Below are 25434 nucleotides of genomic sequence, written 5' to 3' on the forward strand. Positions count from 1 at the left end.
GGCGATGCAGAGCACCTCGTCGAGGCTGGCGGTCTGCAGTCCGACAGCGCCTGCCCGCCAACCGAGTTCGGCAATGGGATCTGGGTCGCTGCCCGATATGCTGCCGGCCCGATCTAGGCGTGCGGTGTCGAACATCGCCGGGCCACCGGCCACTACCTCGGACAGGACGTAGCGGCCGGCGTCGGGTGCGCGGCGCACCTCCTGCTCGGCCGCGCAGACGCCGGTCAGCTTGACCGCATCAGCGAAGTTGACGCCCACCTGAAACACCTGTGGTTCGGATTCGAGCACCGCGATCAGGCGGGTGATGTAGGTTTCGGGCGCAAAAAACCGCCAGCCCTGCCCCAGGTGCAGCCAGAACCGTCCGACGATCTGCTTGCGAAGCAGCGCGAGCTGGGCTCCGGGCCCGTCGCCGGGGCTGCAATCGACAAACTCGAGGAACCGGTAACGCTCACGCAGCAGTGCGCGATCGTAGGTCGACAGGCCGGCATCGACCACGAAGAAGCGCCCGAACCAAAGCGGAAGATCGAGGCAGCAGTTCAGAAACGAGTTAATGGCCTGCTCGGTGGTCTCGCGGTCCGGTCCCGCGACCAGGCTAACGACCACCTTGGCCTCACCTGGCGCGGCGACCAGGCGCTGGACCAGCGCGCCGGGATACAGTGACGCCGCCTCAAGCATGACCGGCACGCTGACGTCGCGGTTGACCGCGATTCGTTGCCGATCACCGTTGGGGATGTCGGACCGGGCCAGCAGGCGCCGGCAGAGCATAAACGCCTCCGCATGCTTGCCAAGCTGGGAGGCGCACACCGCTTGCTCATCGATCGCACGCCAGGCATAGACGTCCGCGCCGATGAACAAGAGGTCGTTTTCGGGAAATGGGATTTGGGCGGCGCGCTGGGCGAACAAGTGGCCGGGCAGGTAGCGCTCATCTTCGCGATACCGTCGAGCGATGGCATACAGCGCCTCGGCGCGGGTCGGTCGAAACTCCCACGCCTGCAGGTAGATGTCCTGGACGACCAGCCACGGCCATTCGAGTCTCGTCACCGACTCCGCGAGCCGGAGCATCGAGTAATAGACCTCCTCCTCCCGGCCCTCCATCTCGATCCGCCGCTCATACCACTTGTGCGCGTTGACGAAATCTTCCAGATCGAAGTAGCTCTGGGCCAGGTAGAACACGGACCGCGCATCCTCGGGGTTGCGTTCGACCTCGGCCAGCAACAGATCGCGGTCACGCGCATACTTCTCGCTATCCTGACTGCGGGCACCGAGGCGACGCGATTCGACGTAGTAGTCGCCCTCGAGGCGCCCAACAAAGCAGCCAGACTCCCATACGGCCGTTTCGTGGACGACGCCTTCATAACGCACCCGCACCCCGTCGCGGAACAACTGCGGGCGCCAATAGGTGAAGGAGGCATCTCCGAGGCGCATGCGGTAGATGTCGGCGCTTAGTTGGGTGAAGTCGGGTGTGCCCACGACGATGTCGTCGGCGTCGATGACCCAGATGTAGTCGCCGTGGCCTTGGGCGAGGTTGAGTGCTTCGGTGCGGTTGTGGCCGAAATTGCGCCATGGTCGTTCGTGAAGCTCGCCTGGGATGCCCAGGCGGGCCATGTGTTTGCGGATCACGGCCTGGGTTCCGTCGGTGGAACCGGTGTCGACGATCACCCACGAGCTGATGTAGGGCGCGACCGAATCAAGCGTCTCCACGACGACGTCGGCCTCGTCCTTCACGATCATGTTCAGGCAGATCGCGGCGCGCGCTGTCACTGGCTTGGACACCGCTCAAAGTTTACATAGCGATCGCGTATCACGGATCGGGTTGCACGCGGTAAAAAGCGGCGACTGTGGATCATTGGTCGAGCTATTGGCGAACCACCCCATCGGGTCAAGGCCGACGATACGCGACGGTTCGTCGGGCGTATCGCCGTGACAAAACACCGCCTGCCCGCTGCGCTTCGGCCTCGAACGTCCGCCGTTAGCCCGACCTTGCAACTTGGTGGGACACGACGCAAATCAGCGAAAGTGGCTGTCCGGCAAGGGACACGAGAATGCTCAAGGTCTACATTCCGAGCGAGAGGGCACTTTTTAGCTGAAGAGTAGCGCGGCGTTTGTCGGGTCAAAGGGTCGGCGGACGGCCGTGGCGCGGTGTCGCATGCCGGTTTGGCATGTCGCGCACGCCGTGACCGGGTGTGTGATGGCTGGTGTCGCGTGCGGCGGACGGCGGTTCAGGCTATTCGATCAAGCCGCCCGCAGCCGGCGCTGCAGCTCCGCGATCAGATCCGCCTGCCACGCAACGGTTTTCCCAGCTGCACGATCCGATCCGCCTGCCGCCGAACCAAGGCGACTAGCTGACTACAGGACGAACACGGATCGGCGTCCACCGCGACAAGATTCGCAAGCCACGAGGTCAACTGAAGTCGACAGGGTCAACGTAGTCGGCATCGCCAGTCAAATCACAGCCACAGCGGGTGAATAGCTACCCGGTCGCGCCGTGGGCACCCTGAGCACCCTGGGCGCCCTGTGCACCCGAGGCACCCAAGATGCCGCCGGGACCGCCTTGACCGCCTTGACCGCCGACGCCGCCGGTACCGCCGGGAGCGAGAAGACCGCCGTCACCACCGGCGCCACCCTGCCCGCCGGTTCCGCCGTCACCGCCAGCGCCCATGAAGAGCCCGCCGGCACCGCCGGCACCACCGGCACCACCCATACCACCGGGGCTACCACTCACGCCAGGGAGAAGGCCATTAGCACCCGGAGCGCCCGCGCCGCCAGGACCACCGGCACCGCCATGGCCGAAGAAGAACCCGCCGGCGCCACCGGCGCCACCGGCACCACCCGTCGTGCCGGGCGTAATGGCCGAACCACCGGCACCACCGACACCACCGTTGCCCCACAGCCAGCCACCGCGGCCGCCGGCACCACCGGCACCGCCGGGACCGCCTAGGCCGCCAGCCCCGCCATTACCGATCAACCCCGCCGCGCCGCCGGCACCGCCGGCGTTGCCCGCTCCCGTGCTATTACCACCGGCACCGCCGTTGCCCAACAACCACCCGCCGGCGCCACCGGCCGTCCCCTGCACCCCAGAGGTCCCATTCGCGCCGTCTCCGATCAACGGACGTCCCGTCGCCGCCGCGACTACCCCGTTGACCGTCGCGGCCGGCGAGCGCATCGCAGCTTCCACCATCTGAGCCGCGTTGGCCGCCTCAGTACCCGAATACGCAGCCGCGCCGGCCGCCATGTTCTGGGTGAACTGGTCGTGGAACGCCACTGCCTTTGCGACCAGCGCCTGATACTCATCCCCAGCCTGGGAGAACAGCGAAGCGATCGCCGTCGACACCTCATCGGCCGCCGGGCCCATCACCCCGGTCGTCGGAACAGCCGCCGCCGCACCGGCGCTGGCCACATTCGCGCCGATGCTGTCAAGGTTCGCAGTCACCCACTGGACGACGGCGGGGTCAATGAAAAATGGAGAACTCATGACATTCCACCCTTATGTTCATCGCCAGCCCTACGGAAGGGCGTTAATGCGAGCCTGCATTCGAGCAACCGAAACGAAACCTACCGCACGCGGTCGGTCATCGAAATAGTTTCGCTAACACTGGAAGTGGTCGAATTTATGAACTGGATCAGGTCGGAATTACGAACTGGATCAGGTCGGAACAATCAAATAAAACTGGAATCGGTCCGAATTATGAAGTGGATTCGGTCCGATCTATAAACTGGACTCGGTCGGTTTACGCTTCGCCCGGACCCGTTCGTCGCCGTTAATCGTGGTGCGTCGGCGGGCCGGGTAAACCGCTCCAGGACGCCGTTGGCGCCTTCCGCGACGGGCCCGTCAGCGGAATAGTTCGGCGGCATGGCACGAACCATGTTGTCGCGCTGCGCTATTCGGTCGCGCTGTCGTCCCAACTGTTCGGCAGCAGCGGGATGGTCGGGGCACCGTTGCTTCCGTCATCGGCCAGTGTCACCAGCCCGGCCGGACGGCCGGCGGCGGGCGTAACGGTGGTACCGACGAATCCGAGTGGCCCGCCCCCTTTGTCCGAAGTCTCCGGACGGGGGCTCCCGTCGTCGTCGATTTCCATGAACTCGTGGCGATGGGCGCGATCCTTGATGGTCGCGCCCCGACGGCGCCGCCGCGTTCGGCCGTTCGCCACGGCTGAGGCGGCCGCCGGCTCGTCGGCGTCCTCCGGCGCCGGTTCCTCCCAGCGACGACGCGCGCGAGAGCTGGCGCTGCCGCGCACCGACAACCCGGAGAGGTCGACGGCGTAGAGGACGTCGGAGAGGCTCGCGCTCATGCCCGTTGACGCCGATGGACCGAACCCCACCCCCGGCCCGCCACCGGCCGGTCCCCCGCCGATGGCGGAGGTTGGGCTCGGCGCCGCGGGGCCGGGCACGGTTTCGGCGCTGCTGGCGCTGGCAGGCGCGGCGGCGGTCGGAGGGGCAGGCATAGAGCCGGGCGTCGGCGCTGCCGCGGCCGTCGGCACGGAGCTGGCCACCGACACCGGGACCGCGATGCCGGTTGCCACCGCGGCGCCAGCCGCCACGCCCGCGGCGGGAACAACGGCGGCCAACGCCGGGGCAAGCGAAACCGCCAACTGGATCGCCTGCTGGCCGGAGGGCCAGAAGATCATCAACGTGTGGAAGGTGGCCCAGGCGAGGGCGCTCGCCAGGGCCGGCGACATCCCGGGGATCTGCATCAGTGCCGAGGTGAGGCCGTTGGCGAATGGGACGGCGGGAATGGGCCATCCCGCGGGATTGAGGTCCTTCGATACCGGCCACGCGAAATTTTTGGTGTATTGCTGCAGGAGCGCCGCGAGCTGATCCTGCCAAGACACGCTGGCATTGGCGGCCGCCGGGGCGCTGGTCTCGCCACCGGTCGCGACGATCTGCGGAGCCGGGGTGGCCGTCGGGACCGCCGCCAGGGCCGAGTCGGTGACGGCTTGGTAGCTGGTCATGGTTTCGGCGGCCTGTAGCCACATGCGCGCGTAGTCGGCTTCGTTGACCGCGATGGGGATGGTGTTGATGCCGAAGAAATTGGTAGCCACCAGCGCCGCATGAGTGGCGTGGTTTGCCGCGAGTTCGGCGAGCGTCGGCATGGTGGCCAGCGCGGTGGCGTAGGCGGCCACGGCCGTTCGATGCGATGACGCGGCGAGCGCGCTAGCCGACGCGCTCTCGAGTAACCAGCTCAGATACGGAGCGTTGGCAGCGACGTACCGTTCGGCGCTGGGACCATCCCATCCGGCCTGCGCCGCGCCCAGCACGCCGATGAGTTCGTCTGCCGCGGCGGCATATTCGGCGCCCATCGACGACCACGCCTCCGCAGCGGCGAGCAATGGCCCGGAACCCGGGCCATTGCTCAACAGTGTGGAGTGCACCTCGGGCGGCAAGGCGATCCAGATGGGGGCGGTCATCGTCGGGGGCCTTCGGGCAGGGACACGAATACCTCTTCGGTGGACGTCGTGGCGGGCTTGTCTTCAGTGGTCGGTTTGCCGGACGGTTTGGTTCCCGTCCCCCGCTTTCGGGGTGTCTTTGCGGCGCGACCTGGCATGCGCAACGATGCAGGGATGCGGTGTGAAGTTGCGCGTGAGGCGCTTTCTGCGCGGCTGGACGGCGAGCGTCCGCAGGTGCTCGCACAACAGGTCGACGCCCACCTGGAGTCGTGCCGGGGTTGCCGCACCTGGCTGATCGGCGCGGCGGTCCAGTCGCGCCGGCTGTCCTCCATCGCGCCCGGCGAGGGACCAGACCTGGTCGACAAGATCATGGCGAGCCTGGATCAGCAGTCCCCGCCGCATCACCGCTCGATGCGTTGGCTGCGGTCGCGCTACCGGCGCTGGGGGCTGATCGCTGTCGGCGTCTTCCAGGTGGCAATCGCGGCTGCTCAGATCAGCGGCATCAATTTCGGCATGGTGTCGAGCCACATGCATGGCGCCATGTCGGGCGAGCACCTGATGCACGAGTCCACCGCGTGGTTGCTGGCGTTGGGTCTGGCCATGATCGCCGCGGGGGTTTGGCCCGCGACCGCGATCGGCGTGGCCGCGATTACCGGCGTGTATTCCGTCGCGCTGTTGAGTTACGTGGTCGTCGACGCGTTCGCCGGCGAGGTGACCGCGACACGCATCGCAAGCCACATGCCCCTTCTCTTGGGGCTGGTTTTCGCGCTGCTGGTGGCGCGCGAACATGTGCGGACACGGCGACCGCGCTCCTCCGGGCAGGATGCCGATTACCGCGAGTGGCCGTCGGAGGCGCCCGGCGGTCGGCGGCATCGGCATCTCTGGCCGATCAACCGAGCCGCCTCTACGACGACCCGTCGTAGACGGGCCATGCCCGCCCAACTAAGGTTGTCGGCCATGACCGCGTCAAGCGACGACGAGGCCGTCACCGACCTCGCGTTGGCCGCCGCACGCGGGAACCCGCGAGCGCTCGAGGCCTTCATCAAGGCGACCCAACAAGACGTCTGGCGGTTCGTCGCCTACCTGTCCGACACCGGGACCGCAGACGACTTGACGCAAGAGACCTTCCTGCGGGCGATCGGCGCGATCGAGCGGTTCTCCGGACGGTCCAGCGCGCGAACCTGGCTGCTGGCCATCGCGCGCCGTGTTGTGGCCGATCACATCCGCCACGCGCAATCGCGGCCGCGCACGGCCGCCGGCACAGATCCGGCTCACTTCATCACGGGCGACCGCCACGCCCGTGGCTTCGAAGACCTGGTCGAGGTGACCACGATGATCGCGAACCTCTCGACCGAGCAGCGCGAAGCACTGTTGCTCACGCAGCTGCTCGGGCTGCCCTACGCCGACGCCGCGGCGGTCTGCGGATGCCCGGTCGGCACCATCCGATCCCGTGTCGCCCGCGCCCGGGACGCGCTGCTGGCCGACGCGGAACGCGAAGACCTCACCGGCTAGCCCAGCGCCGCAACCCAATCGGCGGCCTCGTCCACGGTGCCCACCGCTGACACGCCCGCCGGAAGTTTCGGTCTCGCGATCATGACCACCGGAATATCAAGCGCGGCAGCCGCATCCAGCTTCGCTCGGGTCATGTCGCCGCCGCTGTTCTTGGTGACCAGCGCGTCGATGCGGTGGTCACGCAACAGCGAGAGTTCGTCGTCGTAGCGATACGGCCCGCGGGACAACAGCAGCCGGTGGTGACGCGGCAGCCCGGTGTCCGGCGCGGTGACCACGCGGATCAAAAACCATGCGTCGCTGTCGGCGAAGGCTTGCACGCTTGAGCGGCCGGTGGTGAGGAATATCCGTGAATATTGTTGCTTTCCAACGATTTCCGCTGCTTCGGTGTCCGAGTCAGCGACGAGGGCGTCGCCGGTCGCCCAGGCCGGGCGTGCCAGCACCAGGTGCGGTAACCGTAGTGTGACGCACGCTTCGGCCGCGTGGGCAGTCATGGTCGCCGCGAACGGATGGGTGGCGTCGACGACCGCGTCGATGTGTTCGTCCTGCAGCCAGCGTTTTAGTCCGTCCACGCCGCCGAAACCCCCGACGCGCACTGGGCCGACGGGCAGGGCGGGGTCGGGGACGCGGCCGGCCAGCGAGCTGACGATATCGACGCGCGGGTGCAGCGTTTTTGCCAGCGCGCGAGCCTCGCCGGTGCCGCCAAGCAGCAGGACCCGCATCAGTGCCGGCTCCCCCGGATCCGCCCGGTGGAATACAGGTAGCTGTCGGTGAATCCCTCGGCCGCGAGGACATCGCCGACGATGATCACGGCGGTCTTGGTGATACTGGCGTCGTGCATCTGGCCGGCGATGTCGGCCAGCCTGCCACGCAGCACGATCTGCTGCGGCCAGCTCGCGAAAGCCACCACCGCAGCAGGTGTTTCGGGGCGGTAACCCTTGAGTAACTGCGGGACGATGGCGTCGATCTGCGCCGCCGCCAGGTGCAGGACCAGGGTGCCGCCGGTTTGGGCGAGGGTTTGCAGCTGCTCGCCGGGCGGCATGGGTGTCGAGAGGGTGGCGACCCGGGTCAACGTCACCGTCTGCGCCAGCCCGGGGACGGTGAGCTCGCGCTTCAGCGCGGCGGCGGCGGCAGCGAAAGCCGGTACGCCCGGTACGATTTCGTAGCCAATGCTCAGCGCGTCGAGTCGACGACATTGTTCGGCCAGCGCGCTGTACAGCGACGGGTCTCCGGAGTGCAGGCGCGCCACGTCATGACCCGCGGTGTCGGCGTCGGCGATTTCGGTGACGATCTGGTCCAGCGTAAGCGGGCCGGTGTCAATGACTTTCGCGTCGGGCGGGCACAGCGCCAGCAGGTCGTCGGGCATGATGGAGCCCGCGTAGAGGCACGTTCCGCAGCGTTGTAGCAGCCGCTGGCCGCGGACCGTGATCAGGTCCGCGGCGCCGGGGCCCGCGCCGATGAAGTACACCGTCATTTCGTCATCGTCCACTGGGTGACCGGATATTGAGGGCGCCAACCGGTGAATCCGCCCAATGGCTCCCCGTGATGGTGCTGGAAGCGCCGCAGCTGGCCCCCGAAACGGGAATAAGACTGTGCCAGAACCGCTTCTGACTCCGCGGTGACCGCGTTCGCGACAAGGCGTCCCCCCTCGACCAGCTTGTCGAGGCAGTCGTCGAGCAGGCCGGGTTGAGTCAGGCCGCCACCGATGAAGATCGCCGATGGTGCTTCGATGCTGTCGAACGCCTGCGGTGCCTCGGCGTGGACGTCGATGGTGACGCCGAACGCCGCCGCGTTGGACGCGATGTTGCGGCGGCGCCGCTCGTCCCGCTCGAACGCCACCGCGCTGCAACCCCGCCAACTCAGACACCACTCGACGCTGATGCTGCCCGAGCCCGCGCCGACGTCCCACAGCCGCTCCCCCGGTCGCGGTGCCAGCGCGGCCAGGGTCACCGCCCGGATCCCGTGTTTGGTGATCTGCCCGTCGTGGACGAAAGCGTCGTCCGGGTATGGTGACATGCGCTCGTCGGGCAGGTAGCGGAGGGCGATCACGTTGAGGTCGTCGACTTGCGGAGGGTCGTCGGCCCAGTGGCGCGCGGTGCCGTCGCGGCGTCGTTCGGTTGGGGCGCCGAGGTTTTCGAGCACACTGAGCTCGGAGTCGCCGCGCCCGTGTGCGCTGAGCAGTTCCGCCAGTTCCTTGGGTGTGGCCGCGTTTTTCGACAGCACGATCGCTTGGCCGCCGCGGCGTGCAGCGGTGTGGGGCGGGGCCGTGACCAAGCTGATCACCTCGGTGTCGTGGACGTTCCAGCCCATCCGCGCGCACGCCAACGTCACCGACGACACATGCGGCAGCACCCTGACTTTCTCGGGTCCGTACAACCGGATCAGTGTGCCGCCGATGCCGTGCAGGAGCGGATCGCCACTGGCGACGATGTGGATTTCGTCGTCTGCGGGTAGTGCTTGCAGGGCCGGGAGCATCGGTGACGGCCACTCCCGACGGGGTGCCGCCACCGTGTCATCGAGCAGGTCGAGCTGGCGTCGGGATCCGTAAATGACCGTGGCCCTGTTTAATTCGGAGCGCGAGGTTTCGGCGAGCCCGGCCATGCCGTCGGCGCCGATGCCGACAACGACGATCATCGCGGCATCCTGCGCCAGACGAACTGCGGCAACAGCCGGAACACAAACGCCACGGGACCCAATGCCCACGGGATCCACACCATACGGCGGCCCTTGGCCAGGGCCCGCGCGGTGGCGGTGGCGACCTGCTCCGGGGTGATGGAGAGCGGCGCGGGCTCCATGCCCTGGGTCATGCGCCCGATGACGAAGCCCGGGCGCACGAGCAGCAGCCGGACCCCGGTGCCGTGCAGCGCGTCGGCCAGGCCGTTGGCGAAGCCGTCCAGGCCGGCCTTGGCGGAGCCGTAGACGTAGTTGGCGCGACGCACGCGGGCGCCGGCGATCGAGGAGAACACCACGAGTTGGCCGCTGTCGGCTTTGCGCATGGCCGCGGCCAGATGGGTGAGGATGCTGACCTCGGCGACGTAGTCGGTGTGCACGACGGCGACCGCGTGCGCGGCGTCGGTCTCGGCGCGGGCCTGGTCACCGAGGATCCCGAAGGCCAGCACCGCGGTGCCGATGGGTCCGTGGTCGGCGACGATCGAGGCGACCAGCGGGCCGTGCGAGGCCAGGTCGTCGGCGTCGAATTCCGTGGTGTGCACCGCCGCGGCGCCGGCGGCTTTGAGGGTGGCGATCTGGTCGTCGAGCTGATCGGACCTGCGCGCGGCAATTACCACCGTCGTCCCGGGGGCCAGCCGGCGCGCGAGCTCGATGCCGATTTCGCTGCGGCCGCCCAGGATTAGTACCGGACCTGCGCCCGTGTCGTCCACGGCTGCGATTATGACCTGCGCTAGCGTGGGCGGTGATGGCGAATACCACTACGCGGCTGACCGACGATGCGCTGGCTTTCCTGTCAGAACGTCACCTGGCCATGCTGACCACGCTGCGGGCCGACAATTCCCCACATGTGGTCGCCGTCGGTTTCACCTTCGATCCCAAGACTCACATCGCGCGGGTGATCACGACCGGCGGGTCGCAGAAAGCCGTGAACGCCGACCGCGCCGGGGTGGCCGTGCTCAGTCAGGTCGACGGCGCGCGGTGGCTGTCGCTGGAGGGCCGGTCGAAGGTGAACAGCGACGCCGACGCGGTTCGTGACGCCGAGCTGCGCTACGCCCAGCGCTATCGGACTCCCAGGCCCAATCCGAGGCGGGTCGTCATCGAGGTGCAAGTGGAGCGGGTGCTGGGGTCGTCGGATTTGCTGGACCGGGGCGAATAGTTGAACTAGATCAGGACGCGACTGATCTTGTTGGGAGCAAACCGCTACTTCTGACGCCGAGGATCATACTCAGTGCCCCCAATATCATCCCAGAATTTTGGCGACACTTCTTTCACACGATCTTCCGGTGCCACAGCATTTATCTTTTCTTCAAACTCATCAAATTTCTTTTGTATCTCCGCTAATTCCTCTTTTGTCGGAGGAGTAACGCCCGCTTCTTCCGGCGTGGAAAAAGTTTTGCCCGCTATCCTCTTACTCATCCGCGTGTCTCCGCATAGGCCCGCGGATTCCTACACCGGAGTTCCACGGTTATTCCCCGGTCTTTGCAAAAGCAAATCGTCGTGTTCCCGCCTACGGCAGGCTTCGACGAATTCGATCGCCGCATCTCTATCGCGCAGGAAATCATGATATTGGTCCGCAGTCAGCTCGTAGTATTCTTCGTAGTCGACGATACCGTTGCTAACGGGTATCGATGCATAATAGCTGCCTGAACCAGACTCGACACCGATCGAGTATCTGTCTTCTCTTGAAAAGTATGTGTCGTCAAATTTCATTTCCGCTCTTTTCTAGTTGAAGACGTCGGTTACAGTGTAGCCGTCTGGCGGTATCTGTCCGCCATCAACGACTGCCTCGGAGGCACCGTTAGGCAGGTGCCCACCGGGAATCCATTGTTCATTGGCGCCAGCCTCATTACCGGAGGGAATCCGAAGATTAAATTTCTCAGGGCCGGGGATGTCGATTCTAACGATCTTGTTCGAGTCGAGGATACCTTCGGGCAAACCAAGTTCATTCTCCAGTGCACGCATGTCGCCTCCGGTTGCCTCTACCATTGCATCAGCTTCGATCTTAGGCATTACAAATGAAGTACCGTCTCGTTGAGCAATACCATACTTCTCAAGGTTGCTTTCCGGCATAAATCTAGTCGCACCATCAGCGAATTTTCCAAGATGGTTGTGAATATATTCTGGAGATAGGTATTCGGAAGGGTCAGGGCGGCTACCCTTCGGCGTGTCGATGATTTCATCGCGCTTCTCGGCGCTTATCCCGTCGGATGATCGGTCTTCGCCGTGAGACTCGTGCCCGTAGGGCGCGTGATCACCTGGTGATCCGTGGGTGTGGCCGGCGGGGGAACGCCCATTACCCGCACCATGCGGTCCCCCACCATGCGGGGGCCCTCCGTGCGCTGTGCCTGCGCCCGCGGGACCGCCGTGACCGGGCCCGTGCCAGCCGCCACCCGGCAGCTCAGTCGCACGACCTTCCGGCAGCGTGGAATGCGGAGCTGCAGAAGAGAGCGACGGCGTCGATGAGTGCGACGCGACGGGTGCGAGTTCAGCGGGAGCCCCAGTAGGCACTGCCTGCATCGGAGCCGGCGAATGATCCACCAGTTGCGGAATGGTCGACGGCGCGCGTTCGGCTACCGCAGCGGCAGCAGCTGGCGGATGCGATGCGGGCGCGGTCGCTGGTATGGGCTCACGCGGACCGCTCGCAGGCACCGGGACCGGATCATGCGGACCACCTGCGGGCGCTGATACCGGTTCGCGCGGGCCACCCGCGGGATCGTGCGGACCACCCGGCGGTGCCGGCGCCGGCGGCGGGCCACCGGGATCGTGCGGACCGCCCGGCGAAGCATGGGCCGGCCCCGGCGCGGCAGTTGGCTCGTGAGGAGCACCGGGCGCGCCTTCCGTCGCACGCGGTGCCGGCGCTACCGGCGCCTCAAGCGGCTTCGGAGGCAACGCGACGGGCTGGCCACCGACCGGAGGCTCGATCTTGGGCAGCTTCCCGGTCACGCCTTCGAGGTCTTTGGTGAGGCTGCTGCCCGTCCCGGCGATATCGGCCAGCGCACCGCGGGGACCAACGACACCCGCGATCCCATCGGCCGCTCTGCCGGCGGCACGCTCCGCCTGCGCGGCGGCCTCGGCGCCACGCGCGGCGGCCCCGGCTCCATCGACCGCGGCGGCCGCTTCGCCGCCTCCCGGTATTAGCAACGTCGCGGCGTCGAAGATGTTCTCCCCCAGGCCTAATCCCGGCCGGGCCGTACTCCAATCATCAAGGTGCAGAAGGCCTTTGATCTGCTGCCAGTTCGATTCGACAAACTCCTGTGGGTTGGCCAAGCCATTGATCACGCTGCCTTTCCACATGCCCTTCCCGAGGCCCGCCCAGGTCTCGGCCGCGCCGTGCGGATCTAGCGCAAACCACCGCGGGTCGAGGTCCGCGATCGACAGCGCCATCCCGACGGCGCCCTTCAATACCCCCTCGTTCGCGTTCGCGAAAACGTCGAAAACCGTTGCCACCTGGTTGCCGACGGCATCACCCAGATATTGCTTGAGCTCGCCGCGCACGTACTTCTCGAGCTTGACGACCAAGCCGTCGACGACCCCCAAACCCACCTTGATCGCCTGTTCGGAGGCCCGGGCTTCGCGCCCCAGGTTGTGCAGCACGTCGTTGACGTCCTTGGCGATCTTCTTGATCTCGTCGAGCGCGTCGCCCTTGACGATCAACATCAGATCGTGCCCCAGGTCGGTCAGCGACCCCAGCCGGTTCAGCAGGTCGCGGATCGCGTTCTGGGCCCGACCCACCTCGTTGGCGAAATTGGAGAGGCCTGCGGCCAACTCTCCGCTCGCGTCGCTGATCTTGGCAATGCAGTCGCGGATCTGCGACAAGGCGACGTCGATCTTGCCGCCTTCGGGAATCTGATGCGCATCCATCAGCACCATGGCGGCGTTGAGGGAGTCACGCATCCCGGCAACTCCCGCGCTGAAGCCCCGCCACCGAGCCGCGGCCGCGTGCATCCCCGCCACGTCACCGTCGGGCCACACGTCGTCGACGAACGACTGCACCACCGCCCACAGCAGCGGCGGCGGCGGGCCCGGCCCGAGCGTCCCGGGAGGCCCGGGCGGCGCGATCTCGGCCGGCTCCGGCGGCGCAGACAAGACGCGCTCACCGCCGCGAATGTTCGATGCCGCTTCGACATTCGAATAGTTGGCCGCGCCTTGTTGAATTCTGGCGCCGCTCTGCCGGCACGCGTTGACCGCGGCGGTCGCGGCCTGCAACAGCTTCTCGGCCGCGTCCTGATACCCGAGGCCGAACACCTCGCCGGCCGCGTCATGGCCGGTGTTGGCCGCGAAACCCGCCGTCAACACCGTCAGATTGGCGGCCAGACCCTCTCCGGCGGCGACCACGGCGCTGCCCACGGCGAACAGCGCCTGAGGATCGACGACCAAGGGCACCACGCGCCAAATTCTCGCCCAGGCCGACCCGCGCCGCTATTCACCCAGGTCAGGCCATGCGCAAGGTGATCCGGTGCCGCCCCGACGGCACCGCCACGGCGGCCCCGGCGGGCTCACCGTCGAGTTGCACCGACACCCCGTCGGGCAACCCACCGAGCGTGATCTGCGCGGCGGTGTCGCTGACCACCGTGATCGTCGACGACGGCAACCCGGCCAGCCCGGCGCGCGCGACGTTGACCGTGATGCCGGCGACCCCGATCAGGCGCAGCGTCAGATACGGCAGCGGCGCGACCGGCCGTCCGACTTGCCAGTCCAGCTCGCTGTACAGCCCCGGCGTCGGCTCGAAGTTCAACACCACGCCGCGGCGGTGGCGAATCGCGTGCGTCGGGTCCGGCCGGGCATACGACCGCGCGTCGACCTCGGCGACGGCCCCGCGCCGCGCGGTTACCGAGGGATCGGCGGTGAGCTCCGAGAGCCACCACACCTGGTGCGGCCCGATACCCAGATCCGCCCGCACCGACTGCGGGTACCACGCGAAGGTGATGTGTCCCGGATCGGCTTGGCGCAGAACGGTTCCCATGTGCGCGATCGGGTCCTCGAACTTGTCCTGCAGCACCCAGGCGATGTGATCCTCGAGCGGATACACGGTGAACCGGTGGCGGTAACCCAGCCGGTCGAGTTCGAGCACCTGCTCGGCCGCCGACGCGAACGGCACCAGTTCGTCGACCAGCCCGTGGGCGATGACGTACGGCAGCCAGCGGGCGTTCACCAGCAACTTCCAGGTGTCGCCCTCGCGGGCGCAGGGCGAATCCAGGTCGAGGTCCGCGGGAATGTCGACGTTGGGAATCAGCCGCACCCCGCACGCCGGCGGCCCGGCCAGCACCACCGCCTGCGAGAACACCTGCGGATAGCTCAACCCGAGCTTGTAAGCCGCGTACCCGCCCATCGAATAGCCCGATATGACAGTGCGATTGGGGTCGGTGCCCAGCTGCTCGGCGACCCGAGCCCACACCTCCCACACGTCGAGTTCTCCCGTGTCGAAGTACCAGGTCGACGGGCCCCGGGCCAGCGGCGTGACCACCACCGAGCCCCGGCCCTCGCACACCTCGTGCAACAGCCGGGGGTCGATCGCCGCGAACTGGCTCTGCCCCAACGCAAGCGAGTGCAGCAACAGCGTCAGCGGCAGCGTGCGGCCCGGCGCGTATGTCGACGGCAGGCAGATCGAATACGGCTGCACCCGCCCGAGGAACTGCGGCTTGGTGCTCAAGATGTCGTCGGCCGCGATCCCCTGACCGAGCTCCACCGAGGACACGTACCAGCGGGTCGACGGGCCGGTGAATACCGGCTCGGGCTCGGTCTCGCGCGCCGCGAGCCGGGCCCACGGCACCGTCACCGCGAATTCCGACACGTCGCCATGAGTCAAAGCCACGGCCTGGGCCGAGTCCGACCAGAAGTTCAGGTGCGGCGGCTCCTGCTCGTTGGTGCGAAACGCGACGTTGTAGACGTTGGGCTGCCCGGGCAGCGCACCCCGTTCGGCGGGCACGTCGGCGAACCCGTCCCCCGCCCCGTTGGCCAGCCCGGCGGCCAGCCGCACCGTCCAGCTTCCGTCCGGTTCCACCAGCGACCGCGGGACCTGCGCCAGAAACGACCGCGACTGCATGTCGACGCTGTGCTCGACCGGCGTCCTCACCTGGGTGGTCAGGTCGATCAACGCGGCGCCGCGCCCCGACAGCAGCAGCGCGGTGTCGATGCCCTTCGAACGCACGCCCGCGCCGGCCGGCCAGTCCGGGGCGCCAGGGCGGGCGGGGTCGGTGTCAAAGGTGAACAGCGCGATGGGCACCGACGCGTCCAGCAGCGTGTTCCAGTCGACCCGCCACCAGGTGTGGGTGTCGGTGAGCCCGACGGCGACGCGGAAGATGTCCGCGCCGTTGCGGGCGGCGGGGCCGTCGGGATAGACGTAGGTTCCCCGCGGCGGCGCCTGGATTTTCAGGTCCCCGACCGGGATGCCCGTCGCGCCGTGGTCGTCGTAGAGGAAGTCGGTCCAGAACAACGCGCCGCCGGCCAGCCGGCCCGCGCCGCACGTGCGCGGAAACTCCTCCCCGAACGGCCAATTCGACGGCGCGGGCAGCCGCGGCTCCGGACGCCGGGCGGCCGGCGGCACGCCCTCGGGCATCCCGTCGACGACGACGAGCTCGCCGGGCGGCGCCGGCGCGGGCGCCGCCGGGTGCAGCACCGCGTCGGCGACATGGCGCGCGATGCGCAGCGGAAGCAGCGTGAGGTCCAGGATCGACACGTCGCCCAACCTACGCGGCGGCACCGTCATGCCAGCTAGGACGCGGGCACCACAATCAGTTCGTGCGGCCGGTTGTTGACGGCCGACGCGCCGTCCTCGGTGACGACGACGATGTCCTCGATCCGGGCGCCCCACCGGCCGGGAAAGTAGATGCCGGGCTCGACGGAGAAGGCCATGCCCGCCGCCAACGGCAGGTCGTTCCCGGCGACGATGTAGGGCTCCTCGTGCACCGACAGCCCGATGCCGTGCCCGGTGCGGTGCACGAAAAACTCGGCCAGCCCCGCCGCGGCCAGCACGTCGCGGGCGGCGGCGTCGACCTGCTGGGCGGTGACGCCGGGGCGGACCGCGTCGAGCGCGGCGCGCTGGGCACGTTGCAGCACCGAATACTGTTGCGCCACATCGGCGCTGGGTTCGCCAATGCTGTAGGTGCGGGTCGAGTCGGAGTGGTAACCGGGCTCGTAGGATCCCCCGATGTCGACGACGACGACGTCGCCCGCCTGCAGTTCCCGATCCGAGTAGCCGTGATGAGGGTCGGCCGCGTGCGGTCCGGAGCCGACGATGATGAACGCCACCTCCGAATGCCCTTCGGCCACAATCGCTTCGGCGATGTCGGCGGCGACGTCGGCCTCAGTGCGGCCCGGCCGCAGAAACTCCGGCACGCGCGCGTGCACCCGGTCGATGGCCGCGCCGGCCTTGCGCAGCGCGTCGACCTCGCATTCCTCCTTGACCATCCTCAGCTCGCGCAGCACGTCGGTGGCCAGCACCGGTGACACCCCGAGCACGCCGGCCAGCGGCACAAGGTGCAGCGCGGGCATGGAATCGGTGACGGCGGTCGCGGCGGGTCCGCCGCCCAGCGCCTCGCTCACCATCCGGTACGGGTCTTCGCCGTCGACCCAATCCCGCACCGCCAGGCCCAGTTCCGTAACGGCCGACCCCGTGAGCGCGGCCAGCTCCAGCCGCGGCACCACGACGGTCGGGTCGCCGGAGGCGGGCAGTACCAGCGCCGTGAGCCGCTCGAAGGTCTGCGCGCGGGAGCCGACGAGGTAGCGCAGGTCGTAGCCGGGGGTGATCACCAGGCCGGCCAGCCCGGCGTCGGCGGTCGCCGCGGCGGCCGCGGCCAGCCGGCGGGCGTACACCGCCGCGTCGAATCGGTGCGAGTCCATGGCAGCCAGGTTAACGGCGTCGGCCGAACGTCGACTTGTTGCGCCGATTCCACAGGAAAGGCGACAACAACTCGACGCTGGGCGCCAGAGAAGACGTGAGACCATAGCCCGCATGCCCGAACCGCTCGTGCTCCTCGACGGCGCCAGCATGTGGTTCCGCTCGTACTTCGGGGTGCCGTCGTCGATCACCGCGCCCGACGGCCGGCCCGTCAACGCCGTGCGCGGCTTCCTCGACTCGATGGCCGTCGTGATCAGCCAGCAGCGGCCCGGCCGACTGGCGGTGTGCCTGGACCTGGATTGGCGGCCACAGTTCCGGGTGGACCTGATCCCGTCCTACAAGGCGCACCGCGTCGCCGAGCCCGAGCCGCAAGGCCAGCCCGACATCGAGGAAGTGCCCGACGACCTGACGCCGCAGATCGACATGATCATGGAGCTGCTGGACGCGTTCGGGATCCCGACGGCGGGCGCGGAAGGTTTCGAGGCCGACGACGTGCTGGGCACGCTGGCGGCGCGGGAACGCACCGACCCGGTCGTCGTGGTCAGCGGCGACCGCGACCTGCTGCAGGTGGTCGCCGACGACCCCGTTCCGGTTCGGGTGCTCTACCTGGGCCGGGGCCTGACCAAGGCCACGTTGTTCGGGCCGGCCGAGGTGGCCGAAAACTATGGCGTGCCGCGGGAACGGGCGGGCCCGGCCTACGCCGAACTCGCGCTGCTGCGCGGCGATCCGTCTGACGGCCTGCCCGGTGTGCCGGGCGTCGGTGAGAAGACGGCGGCCACGCTGCTGGCCCAGCACGGTTCGCTGGAAGCGATCCTGGCCGCCGCCCACGACCCAAAGTCCAAGATGGCCAAGGGTTTACGCGCGAAGCTGCTGGGCGCGACCGACTACATCGAGGCCGCCGGCAAGGTGGTGCGGGTGGCCACCGACGCGCCGGTCACGCTGTCGACGCCCACCGACACGCTGCCGCTGGCCGCGGCCCATCCGAAACGCACCGCCAAGCTGGCGACGGAGCTGGGCGTCGGGTCGCCGGTCACCCGGCTGCAAAAGGCGCTCGACGCGCTGCCCGGCTGACGGCCCCTACTGGGGCCGGCCGACCTCGTAGGTGCCCTTGCTGTCCTGGAAGGTCACCGTCACGCGCTTCTTGGCGCCGTCGATGTTGACGTCGCAGTCGAACGTGCCGCCCTTCTTGACGACGGGGTCCTGGCCGTGGTTGCAGGAGACGTCCTTGACGTTCTTGGCGCCGTAGCCGTTGGTCTCGTCGGTCAGCACCTGCTGGACACCGGCCTGCGCCTTGTTGACGTCCAGCTTGGTGGTGACGAAGAACCCGGGCTGCCAGAAGCCGAGCACCAGCACGACGGCGATCACCAGGAAGGCGATCACGCCGACCACGCCCCCGATCAGCGCCATCGAGCGCTTCTTCGCCGGCTGTTGTTGGTCGTAGGGCGCGTACTGCTGCGGGTACTGGCCGGGCTGACCGTACTGACCCGGCTGACCGTATTGGCCGTACTGGCCGGGCTGGGCGGGCTGACCGGGCTGTCCATACTGGCCCGGCTGGCCATACGGCGCGTACTGGCCGGGCGGGGCGTACTGCGGGGGCTGCTCGCCGTATTGCGGGGGCTGGCCGTAGCCGGGCTGCTGGGGGTACTGCTGCGGGTACGCCTGCTCGGCCGGCTGCTGGTATTGCGGGTACTCGGCAGGTGGCGTGTAGGCCGGGGCCTGCCATGTCTGCTCCTGGCCCGGCTGCTGCTGCGGCGGCTGCCAGGGCGTCGGCGCGACCTGGGTGGGCTCCGAGGACTGATCGCCGCTCTGTCCGGGCGGTTGCCACTGGTGACCCGGGTCCGACCCCTGCGGTCCGCTCATTACTTTCTCCTCAGTTGCCTTGTGTCTGGCCCTGTTAGCGCCCTGTAACGGTAGCTCGGGCCCAGCCTACCCGGCGTCAACTGCAACGACGCCGCGCCGGACGTCATTGATGGCGCGCTTGGCGGCGGCACGCAGCTCCGGATCCGGCGCGGCGTTGCGAACCTGGTCCAACAGGTCGAGGACTTGGCGGCACCAGCGCACGAAGTCCCCCGCCGACAACGGCGAGCCGGCGCCGGCCACATCGGCGACGGCCAGCGCCGCGGCCAGGTCGCCAGTTCGGGCCCACCGGTAGATGACGTTGACGAAGCCGTCGTCGGGTTCGCGGCTCGGGCCGATCCGGTGCGCCTGCTCGTCGGCGCGCAGCTCGATCGACAGCCTCGAGGTCTGCTGCAGCGCCTGCCGCAGCTTCTGGGTGGGCACCTCGGCGGCCAATGCGGCACCGGCCCCGTCGCCGCCGCGGGACTCGTACAGCACGGACGAGACCACCGCCGCCAACTCGGCGGGTTTCAACCCCGCCCACGCGCCGGTGCGCAGGCATTCGGCGACCAAGAGGTCGCTTTCGCTGTAGATGCGGGCCAGCAGCCGGCCGTCGTCGGTGACGTGGGGATCGGCGGCCGGACCCTGGATGAAGCCGCGCTCGGTGAGCAGCCCGACGATCCGGTCAAAGGTCCGGGCCAACGAGTTGGTGGCGGCGCCGACCTTTTTCTCCAGCTGCACGTTGTCGCGTTCCATGCGCAGGTACCGCTCGGCCTGACGCATCCGGGGCTCGAGGTCGGGGGCGCTATGCGCGGGATGCCGACGCAGTTCCGCGCGCAACGACGCCAGCTCCGGGTCGTGAAACGCGCCGTCCCCGTCGCCGCGACCGCCGCGGCGGGTGGCCGGAACAGCCAGCCCGGCGACCGCCGACCGCAGCGCCGACGCCAGGTCGCGGCGCACCCGCGGCTGGCGGTGTTCGACGCGCTTGGGCAACGGCATCGAGCCGACGGGCGCGGTCGCGCCCGAATAGTCGGCCGACGAAATCCTTCCCGCCCAACGGTTTTCGGTGAGGACCAGCGGGCGCGGATCGTCGCCGTCGCGCGCGGACTCCAGCACCACCGCCAGCCCGCCGCGCCGGCCGTGGGTGATCGTGATGATGTCGCCCCGGCGCAGCGCGGCCAGCGCATCGCTGGCGGCCTGTCGCCGCTGCAGCCGCGACGCGCGGGACTGCGCGCGTTCCAGCTCGGAGATCCGCGCCCGCAGCCGCGCGTATTCGAAGATCGGCGCGTCGCGCCCGCCGAGCTCAGCGGCGATCTCGTCGAGCATCCGCTCGCCGCGCTCGATGCCGCGGACCAGGCCGACGACCGAGCGGTCGGCCTGGTACTGGGCGAACGATTGCTCGAGCAACTGGTGCGCCTGCTCGGGACCCATGTGCTGCACCAGGTTGATCGTCATGTTGTACGACGGGGCGAACGAGCTGCGCAGCGGGAAGGTGCGGGTGGACGCCAGCCCGGCCACCGCGGAGGGTTCGGTGGTTTCCTCGCTGGGATTCCACAGCACCACCGCGTGGCCCTCGACGTCGATGCCGCGCCTGCCGGCGCGCCCGGTCAGCTGCGTGTACTCCCCCGGCGTGAGCGGCACGTGCTGCTCGCCGTTGAACTTGACCAGCCGCTCGAGCACCACCGTGCGGGCGGGCATGTTGATGCCCAGCGCCAGGGTTTCGGTGGCGAACACCGCCTTGACCAGGCCCGCGGTGAACAGCTCCTCGACCGTGTGCCGGAACGCCGGCAACATCCCCGCGTGGTGGGCCGCCAACCCGCGCAGCAACCCCTCGCGCCACTCGTAGTACCCGAGCACCGCCAGGTCGGCGTCGGCCAGGTCACCGCAGCGGTGCTCGATCACCTCGGCGATCTGCGCGCGCTCCTCCTCGGTGGTCAGCCGCAGCGGCGAGCGCAGGCACTGCGCGACGGCGGCGTCACAGCCGGCGCGGGAGAACACGAACGTGATCGCAGGCAACAACCCCTGCGAGTCCAGGATGCCGATCACGTCCGGCCGCGCGGGCGGCCGGTAGAAGCGCGGCCGGCCGGAACCGGCCCGTCCGGCTCCTCGTCGCCGGGGCTGCCAGTCCGACATCCGGTCCGCCTCGCGGCGATGCGCGATGTGGCGCACCAGGTCCGGGTCCACGCGCGGCTTGGCACCGGCGTCCGGCTGCGCGTGCGAGTAGTCGAACAGGTCGAACAGCCGCTTGCCGACCAACACGTGCTGCCACAACGGAACAGGGCGGTGCTCGTCGACGACGACGGTGGTGTCGCCGCGGACGGTCTGGATCCAGCCCCCGAACTCCTCGGCGTTGCTCACCGTCGCCGACAAGCTGACCACGCGCACCTCGTCGGGCAGGTGCAGGATCACCTCCTCCCACACCGGACCCCGCATCCGGTCGGCCAGGAAATGCACCTCGTCCATCACCACATAGGAAAGCCCTTGCAGTGCAGGCGAATTGGCGTAGAGCATGTTGCGCAGGACTTCGGTGGTCATCACCACGACGGGTGCGTCGCCGTTCACCGACATGTCGCCGGTCAGCAGCCCGATCCGGTCGCGGCCGTAGCGCTCGCAGAGGTCGGTGTGCTTCTGGTTGCTCAGCGCCTTGAGCGGCGTGGTGTAGAAGCATTTGCCGCCGGAGGCCAGCGCCAGGTGCACGGCGAATTCGCCGACCACCGTCTTGCCGGCGCCGGTCGGCGCGCACACCAGCACGCCGTGGCCGCGTTCCAGCGCCTCGCACGCGCGCCGCTGAAAGTCGTCGAGCGTGAAGCTCAGATCGGCGGCGAACCGCGCGAGCTCGGGCAGCTCGGTCAGCTCCGTCACGCCGCCGCCATGCGACGCCGACATCTAGGTGACGTCGTCATGTTGCCCGGCCGTGAAGGACGGCTCCGGTATCGGCCCCGGTATCGGCTCGGGCGGCTCGATGACCGACGCCTCGTCGTCGGGAATCGTGACCTGGGCTTCGCGCTTGGCCTTGCGGCGGTCGTGCAGTCGGGAGATCTGGATGGCGAACTCGAGCAGCACCGACAGCGCGATCCCGAGCGCCGTCATCGAAAACGGGTCGGATCCGGGCGTGAAGATGGCCGCGAAGGCGAACATGCCGAAGATCAGCCCACGCCGCCAGGACTTGAGCCGCTCGTAGCTCAGCACGCCCACCGCGTTGAGCATGACGATCAGCAGCGGGAACTCGAAGCTGACCCCGAAGACCACCAGCAGGTTGATCAGGAAGCCGAAATACCGGTCCCCGGACAGGGCGGTCACCTGCACGTCGCTGCCGACGGTCAACAGGAACCCCAGCGCCTTCGACAGCACGAAGTAGGCCAGCACGGCGCCGACGACGAACAGCACCGCCGCGGGCACCACGAACCCGACCGCGAAGCGGCGCTCCTTCTGGTAGAGCCCGGGCGTGATGAACGCCCACAGCTCGTAGAGCCACACCGGGCAGGCCAGCACGAGGCCGGCCGTCAGCCCGACCTTGAGGCGCAGCATGAATTGGTCGAACGGGGCGGTGGCCAGCAGCCGGCACTGCCCGTCGGCGCTGATGCTCGCCCGCGCCGATTGCGGCAGCGAACAATACGGATGGCGCAGCCATTCGCCGAGGCTTTCCAGCCCCAAGAGCGAATGCGAGTACCAGAAGAACCCGAAAATCGTGGTGACCAGGATGGCGGCCAGCGAGATCAGCAGCCGGGTGCGCAGCTCGGTCAGGTGGTCGACCAGCGACATCGTCGCGTCCGGGTTGGTGCGGCTGCGCCTGTTACGAGGGTTGAGCCGCTTTAGCAGGCCAGCGGTGCGCGCTGAAACCTTGAAACCTTTCACGGTGGTCTTTGCGGTCGGTCAGTGGCGCTCGGGCACCGCGGCGGCGCGGCTAGGCCGGGCGCGCTTCGGTGTGGCCCTGCTCGGTGGCCGCCGGCGGGTCGACCCGCTGCGACTGCACGGGCTGGGGGGTCTCGATCGAGGGCGTTTCAGACTTGCCTTCGGTCTGCATTTCCCGCATCTCGGACTTGAAAATGCGCATCGACTTGCCCAACGAGCGCGCGGCATCGGGGAGCTTCTTGGCACCGAACAACAGGATCACCACGACAGCGAGGATCGCCCAGTGCCACGGACTTAGACTGCCCACTTTGATTACCTCCAGACGTCCACCCGATGCTACCGCAGCGACGGTCCCAGCTAGTCGGGCCGCGCCGCGACCTGGTAGGACTCCAGGGCCGCGGCCGCGGCATCCCGTACACGTCGGGCCAGCGACTCCGGTTCAAGCACCCGCACCGCCGACCCGAAGCCCAGCACCAGGCGCGTCATCCAGTTCTCCGAGGCGTAGGTCATGACGGCCTCGCACGACGCGTCGGCCAGCTCGACCACCTCCCGCATCGGGTAGTACTCGAACATCCACGACGCCGCGGGCGCCACCCACAGCCGGGCCGACGGCAGCGACGGATCGCCGTCGAACAGCGACGTGTCCGGCGGCGCGTGCAGCGCCGGTTCCGGCGGGGCCGCCGGCTCGCCCAGCTCGGTGGCGTCGACGATCCGGTCGAAGCGGAACAGCCGGACGCCCTCGGCCTCGCGCGACCAGGCCTCCAAGTAGCTGTGGCCCCCGATCAGCAGGACGCGAATGGGGTCGACGACCCGGCTGGTCAGGGTGTCGTGCGAGGCGGAGTAGTAGTCGATGGCCAGCGCGCGCTTGTACTGCACCGCCGTGCGGACGGCGGCCGCGGCGCGGCTTTCGACGGGTGCGGGCTCGTCCACCGCCGCCACGGCAGCCGAGGCGTCGTGCCCGACGGCGCCCGCGGCGGCCTCGATCTTGGCGATCGCGCTGCGTGCCGCCTCCGGGTCGACCACGCCGGGGATGTCGGCCAGCGCCCGCAACGCCACCAGCAGGCCGGTGGCCTCCGGGGACGTGAGCTTGAGCGGCCGGTCGATGCCCGCGGAGAACGTCACCTCGATGGTGTCGCCGGAGAACTCGAAGTCGATGAGGTCACCCGGGAAGTAGCCGGGAAGGCCGCACATCCACAGCTGGTTGAGGTCCTCCTCCAACTGCTTTTCCGACACCCCGAGGTCGGCGGCGGCCTTGGCCCGGGTGACCTTCGGATTGGCCTGGAAATACGGGACCATGTTGAGCAGCCGAACCAAGCGGGTGGACACAGGAGTCATGGCACCACCACGTGCGCTCGCAACCTGGCCACCACCTCGTCGCGCAGGGACTGCGGCTCGAGCACCACGGCGTCGGCGCCATAGCCGGCGACGTCACGCGCCAGCTGGTCGGCGGAGCCGATGCCGAGTTCGATCACCTCGCCGTCGCGGCCGGCCAACTGTTGCGCCCCGACGGACCTCCCGGCGCGACGCAGCGCGGTGGCCCGCCCGTCGGCGACCCACACCCGGGCCTGCCCGCCGGCCGGCCACTCGGTGACCGTCTGTGCCACGATCCTGCGCAAGTCGGCGCCGTCGGGCACGGTGACCGCGCCGGGCGGCCCGATGGGGGTGATATCGGCACCGATCCGGGACAGCCGGAAGGTGCGGGTGGCGTCGCGGTCGCGGTCGTGGCCGACCAGGTACCAGCGGCCCTTCTCGGTGACCACACCCCACGGCTCGACGGTGCGCGTCGTGTAGGGCTCGGCCCGCGATGGCCGGTGCGGAAACTGCACCGCCTGTCGGGAACCGATGGCGGACAACAGGATTCCGAGCACCTCCTCCGATCCGCGCAGGCCCGGCACGCCCGCCGGCGACGCGATGGCCACCGGGGCGTCCGGGTCGACCTCGACCCCGGCGGCGCGCAGCTTGAGCAAGGCGCCCTGGGTGGCGGTGATCAGTTCGGGCGACTCCCACAGCTGCGTGGCGACCGCCACCGCGGCCGCCTCGTCCGGGCTGAGGTCGACCGCCGCCAGCGCGTAGGCGTCGCGGTTGATCCGGTAGCCCTCGGTGGGATCCATGACGGACACCCGGCCGACCTCCAGCGGGATCCCGAGGTCGCGCAATTCGTTCTTGTCGCGCTCGAACATCCGCGAAAACGCCTCGGCGCTGGGGCTGTCGGAATAGCCGGCGACGCTGGACCTGATCTTTTCGGCGGTGACGTAGCCGCGGGTGGACAGCAGGGCGATGACGAGATTAACCAGCCGCTCGACTTTCGAGGTCGCCATTTGTACCAGGTTATTCGATGAGCCGCGG

At 68.6% G+C, this 25434-nt stretch carries 20 protein-coding genes and 2 pseudogenes; 4 read left to right on the forward strand and 18 right to left on the reverse strand.

All coding sequences use genetic code 11. The annotated features are described in order from the left end of the window. From AC5Y2S_RS25725 to AC5Y2S_RS25735, 3 genes and pseudogenes are all read right to left on the reverse strand, one after another. Window positions 1–1773: tetratricopeptide repeat-containing glycosyltransferase (locus AC5Y2S_RS25725; RefSeq protein WP_499959247.1), on the reverse strand; the 1773-nt coding region annotated here is incomplete at its 3' end. Between the two features lie 700 nt (window positions 1774–2473). Further along, a pseudogene (locus tag AC5Y2S_RS25730) lies at window positions 2474–3472 on the reverse strand (PE family protein); the annotation flags it as partial. 406 nt (window positions 3473–3878) lie between these two features. Further along, window positions 3879–5405: a PPE family protein gene (locus AC5Y2S_RS25735; RefSeq protein WP_499959249.1), complete on the reverse strand. Its 1527-nt coding sequence runs from the start codon at window positions 5403–5405 to the stop codon at window positions 3879–3881. Window positions 5406–5558: 153 nt separating this feature from the next. Here AC5Y2S_RS25735 and AC5Y2S_RS25740 point away from each other — a divergent pair. After that, a pseudogene (locus AC5Y2S_RS25740) lies at window positions 5559–6176 on the forward strand (DUF2275 domain-containing protein); the annotation flags it as partial. A gap of 165 nt (window positions 6177–6341) precedes the next feature. After that, the gene (gene sigC / locus AC5Y2S_RS25745) at window positions 6342–6896 is read left to right on the forward strand and encodes an RNA polymerase sigma factor SigC (RefSeq protein WP_499959374.1); all 555 of its coding nucleotides are present in this window, start codon (window positions 6342–6344) and stop codon (window positions 6894–6896) included. Here the strand turns inward: sigC and AC5Y2S_RS25750 are convergent. The 4 genes from AC5Y2S_RS25750 to dprE2 are packed head-to-tail and all read right to left on the reverse strand — an operon-like array spanning window position 6893 to window position 10273. Next, on the reverse strand, window positions 6893–7615 hold the full coding sequence (locus AC5Y2S_RS25750) for a cobalt-precorrin-6A reductase (RefSeq protein WP_499959251.1): 723 nt from the start codon (window positions 7613–7615) through the stop codon (window positions 6893–6895). The genes sigC and AC5Y2S_RS25750 overlap by 4 nt on opposite strands. Then, window positions 7615–8367, reverse strand: coding sequence for a precorrin-4 C(11)-methyltransferase (gene cobM / locus AC5Y2S_RS25755; RefSeq protein ID WP_499959375.1), 753 nt, complete (start codon window positions 8365–8367; stop codon window positions 7615–7617). Before cobM ends, AC5Y2S_RS25750 begins: the two co-directional genes overlap by 1 nt. Further along, window positions 8364–9527: a precorrin-6y C5,15-methyltransferase (decarboxylating) subunit CbiE gene (cbiE, locus tag AC5Y2S_RS25760; RefSeq protein WP_499959252.1), complete on the reverse strand. Its 1164-nt coding sequence runs from the start codon at window positions 9525–9527 to the stop codon at window positions 8364–8366. The genes cobM and cbiE overlap by 4 nt, the downstream gene beginning before the upstream one ends. Then, window positions 9524–10273, reverse strand: coding sequence for a decaprenylphospho-beta-D-erythro-pentofuranosid-2-ulose 2-reductase (gene dprE2, locus AC5Y2S_RS25765; RefSeq protein WP_499959253.1), 750 nt, complete (start codon window positions 10271–10273; stop codon window positions 9524–9526). The genes cbiE and dprE2 overlap by 4 nt, the downstream gene beginning before the upstream one ends. Before the next feature lie 35 nt (window positions 10274–10308). Here dprE2 and AC5Y2S_RS25770 point away from each other — a divergent pair, with 35 nt between their 5' ends. Continuing rightward, entirely contained in the window at window positions 10309–10719 is a 411-nt protein-coding gene (locus AC5Y2S_RS25770; protein ID WP_066913250.1) for a F420-dependent biliverdin reductase, read from the forward strand. A gap of 44 nt (window positions 10720–10763) precedes the next feature. Here AC5Y2S_RS25770 and AC5Y2S_RS25775 read toward each other — a convergent pair whose 3' ends face one another. The 5 genes from AC5Y2S_RS25775 to AC5Y2S_RS25795 are packed head-to-tail and all read right to left on the reverse strand — an operon-like array spanning window position 10764 to window position 17402. Next, window positions 10764–10979, reverse strand: a complete 216-nt coding sequence (locus AC5Y2S_RS25775) for a hypothetical protein (protein ID WP_499959254.1) — start codon at window positions 10977–10979, stop codon at window positions 10764–10766. 30 nt (window positions 10980–11009) lie between these two features. Next, window positions 11010–11273 (reverse strand): hypothetical protein, encoded by a 264-nt coding sequence (locus AC5Y2S_RS25780; protein ID WP_499959255.1) that lies wholly within the window; start codon window positions 11271–11273, stop codon window positions 11010–11012. A 12-nt stretch (window positions 11274–11285) separates the two neighbouring features. Beyond that, window positions 11286–13949 (reverse strand): WXG100-like domain-containing protein, encoded by a 2664-nt coding sequence (locus tag AC5Y2S_RS25785; protein ID WP_499959256.1) that lies wholly within the window; start codon window positions 13947–13949, stop codon window positions 11286–11288. A 46-nt stretch (window positions 13950–13995) separates the two neighbouring features. Beyond that, the gene (locus AC5Y2S_RS25790) at window positions 13996–16269 is read right to left on the reverse strand and encodes an alpha/beta hydrolase-fold protein (RefSeq protein ID WP_499959257.1); all 2274 of its coding nucleotides are present in this window, start codon (window positions 16267–16269) and stop codon (window positions 13996–13998) included. Between the two features lie 5 nt (window positions 16270–16274). Continuing rightward, a complete protein-coding gene (locus AC5Y2S_RS25795; RefSeq protein ID WP_499959258.1) occupies window positions 16275–17402 on the reverse strand; it encodes a M24 family metallopeptidase in 1128 nt (375 codons plus the stop codon). A gap of 112 nt (window positions 17403–17514) precedes the next feature. Here AC5Y2S_RS25795 and AC5Y2S_RS25800 point away from each other — a divergent pair, with 112 nt between their 5' ends. After that, on the forward strand, window positions 17515–18471 hold the full coding sequence (locus AC5Y2S_RS25800; protein ID WP_499959259.1) for a 5'-3' exonuclease: 957 nt from the start codon (window positions 17515–17517) through the stop codon (window positions 18469–18471). A gap of 6 nt (window positions 18472–18477) precedes the next feature. Here the strand turns inward: AC5Y2S_RS25800 and AC5Y2S_RS25805 are convergent, their stop codons facing one another. The 6 genes from AC5Y2S_RS25805 to AC5Y2S_RS25830 form a co-directional block, all read right to left on the reverse strand. Continuing rightward, window positions 18478–19260 (reverse strand): DUF4333 domain-containing protein, encoded by a 783-nt coding sequence (locus AC5Y2S_RS25805; protein ID WP_499959260.1) that lies wholly within the window; start codon window positions 19258–19260, stop codon window positions 18478–18480. Window positions 19261–19326: 66 nt separating this feature from the next. Continuing rightward, entirely contained in the window at window positions 19327–22089 is a 2763-nt protein-coding gene (locus AC5Y2S_RS25810) for a DEAD/DEAH box helicase (RefSeq protein WP_499959376.1), read from the reverse strand. A gap of 33 nt (window positions 22090–22122) precedes the next feature. After that, complete coding sequence (gene tatC, locus AC5Y2S_RS25815; protein ID WP_499959261.1) at window positions 22123–23091, reverse strand: twin-arginine translocase subunit TatC; 969 nt, start codon at window positions 23089–23091, stop codon at window positions 22123–22125. 49 nt (window positions 23092–23140) lie between these two features. Continuing rightward, window positions 23141–23395 (reverse strand): Sec-independent protein translocase subunit TatA, encoded by a 255-nt coding sequence (tatA, locus tag AC5Y2S_RS25820; RefSeq protein WP_066932188.1) that lies wholly within the window; start codon window positions 23393–23395, stop codon window positions 23141–23143. A 50-nt stretch (window positions 23396–23445) separates the two neighbouring features. Beyond that, window positions 23446–24423, reverse strand: a complete 978-nt coding sequence (locus tag AC5Y2S_RS25825; RefSeq protein WP_499959263.1) for a helix-turn-helix transcriptional regulator — start codon at window positions 24421–24423, stop codon at window positions 23446–23448. Further along, window positions 24420–25406: a helix-turn-helix transcriptional regulator gene (locus tag AC5Y2S_RS25830; protein WP_499959264.1), complete on the reverse strand. Its 987-nt coding sequence runs from the start codon at window positions 25404–25406 to the stop codon at window positions 24420–24422. The genes AC5Y2S_RS25825 and AC5Y2S_RS25830 overlap by 4 nt, the downstream gene beginning before the upstream one ends. Between the last annotated feature and the right edge of the window lie 28 nt (window positions 25407–25434).

The sequence above is a fragment of the Mycobacterium sp. NGS69 genome (genome assembly GCF_059812165.1).

Excerpts from the sequence above, each read along its gene's own strand:
- AC5Y2S_RS25830 (WP_499959264.1), bottom strand. The coding sequence starts at position 25,406 with ATGGCGACCTCGAAAGTCGAGCGGCTGGTTAATCTCGTCATCGCCCTG.
- AC5Y2S_RS25800 (WP_499959259.1), top strand. The coding sequence starts at position 17,515 with ATGCCCGAACCGCTCGTGCTCCTCGACGGCGCCAGCATGTGGTTCCGC.
- AC5Y2S_RS25790 (WP_499959257.1), bottom strand. The coding sequence starts at position 16,269 with ATGACGGTGCCGCCGCGTAGGTTGGGCGACGTGTCGATCCTGGACCTC.
- AC5Y2S_RS25780 (WP_499959255.1), bottom strand. The coding sequence starts at position 11,273 with ATGAAATTTGACGACACATACTTTTCAAGAGAAGACAGATACTCGATC.
- sigC (WP_499959374.1), top strand. The coding sequence starts at position 6,342 with ATGACCGCGTCAAGCGACGACGAGGCCGTCACCGACCTCGCGTTGGCC.
- AC5Y2S_RS25825 (WP_499959263.1), bottom strand. The coding sequence starts at position 24,423 with ATGACTCCTGTGTCCACCCGCTTGGTTCGGCTGCTCAACATGGTCCCG.
- AC5Y2S_RS25775 (WP_499959254.1), bottom strand. The coding sequence starts at position 10,979 with ATGAGTAAGAGGATAGCGGGCAAAACTTTTTCCACGCCGGAAGAAGCG.
- AC5Y2S_RS25795 (WP_499959258.1), bottom strand. The coding sequence starts at position 17,402 with ATGGACTCGCACCGATTCGACGCGGCGGTGTACGCCCGCCGGCTGGCC.
- AC5Y2S_RS25805 (WP_499959260.1), bottom strand. The coding sequence starts at position 19,260 with ATGAGCGGACCGCAGGGGTCGGACCCGGGTCACCAGTGGCAACCGCCC.
- cobM (WP_499959375.1), bottom strand. The coding sequence starts at position 8,367 with ATGACGGTGTACTTCATCGGCGCGGGCCCCGGCGCCGCGGACCTGATC.
- AC5Y2S_RS25770 (WP_066913250.1), top strand. The coding sequence starts at position 10,309 with ATGGCGAATACCACTACGCGGCTGACCGACGATGCGCTGGCTTTCCTG.
- AC5Y2S_RS25750 (WP_499959251.1), bottom strand. The coding sequence starts at position 7,615 with ATGCGGGTCCTGCTGCTTGGCGGCACCGGCGAGGCTCGCGCGCTGGCA.
- AC5Y2S_RS25735 (WP_499959249.1), bottom strand. The coding sequence starts at position 5,405 with ATGACCGCCCCCATCTGGATCGCCTTGCCGCCCGAGGTGCACTCCACA.
- cbiE (WP_499959252.1), bottom strand. The coding sequence starts at position 9,527 with ATGATCGTCGTTGTCGGCATCGGCGCCGACGGCATGGCCGGGCTCGCC.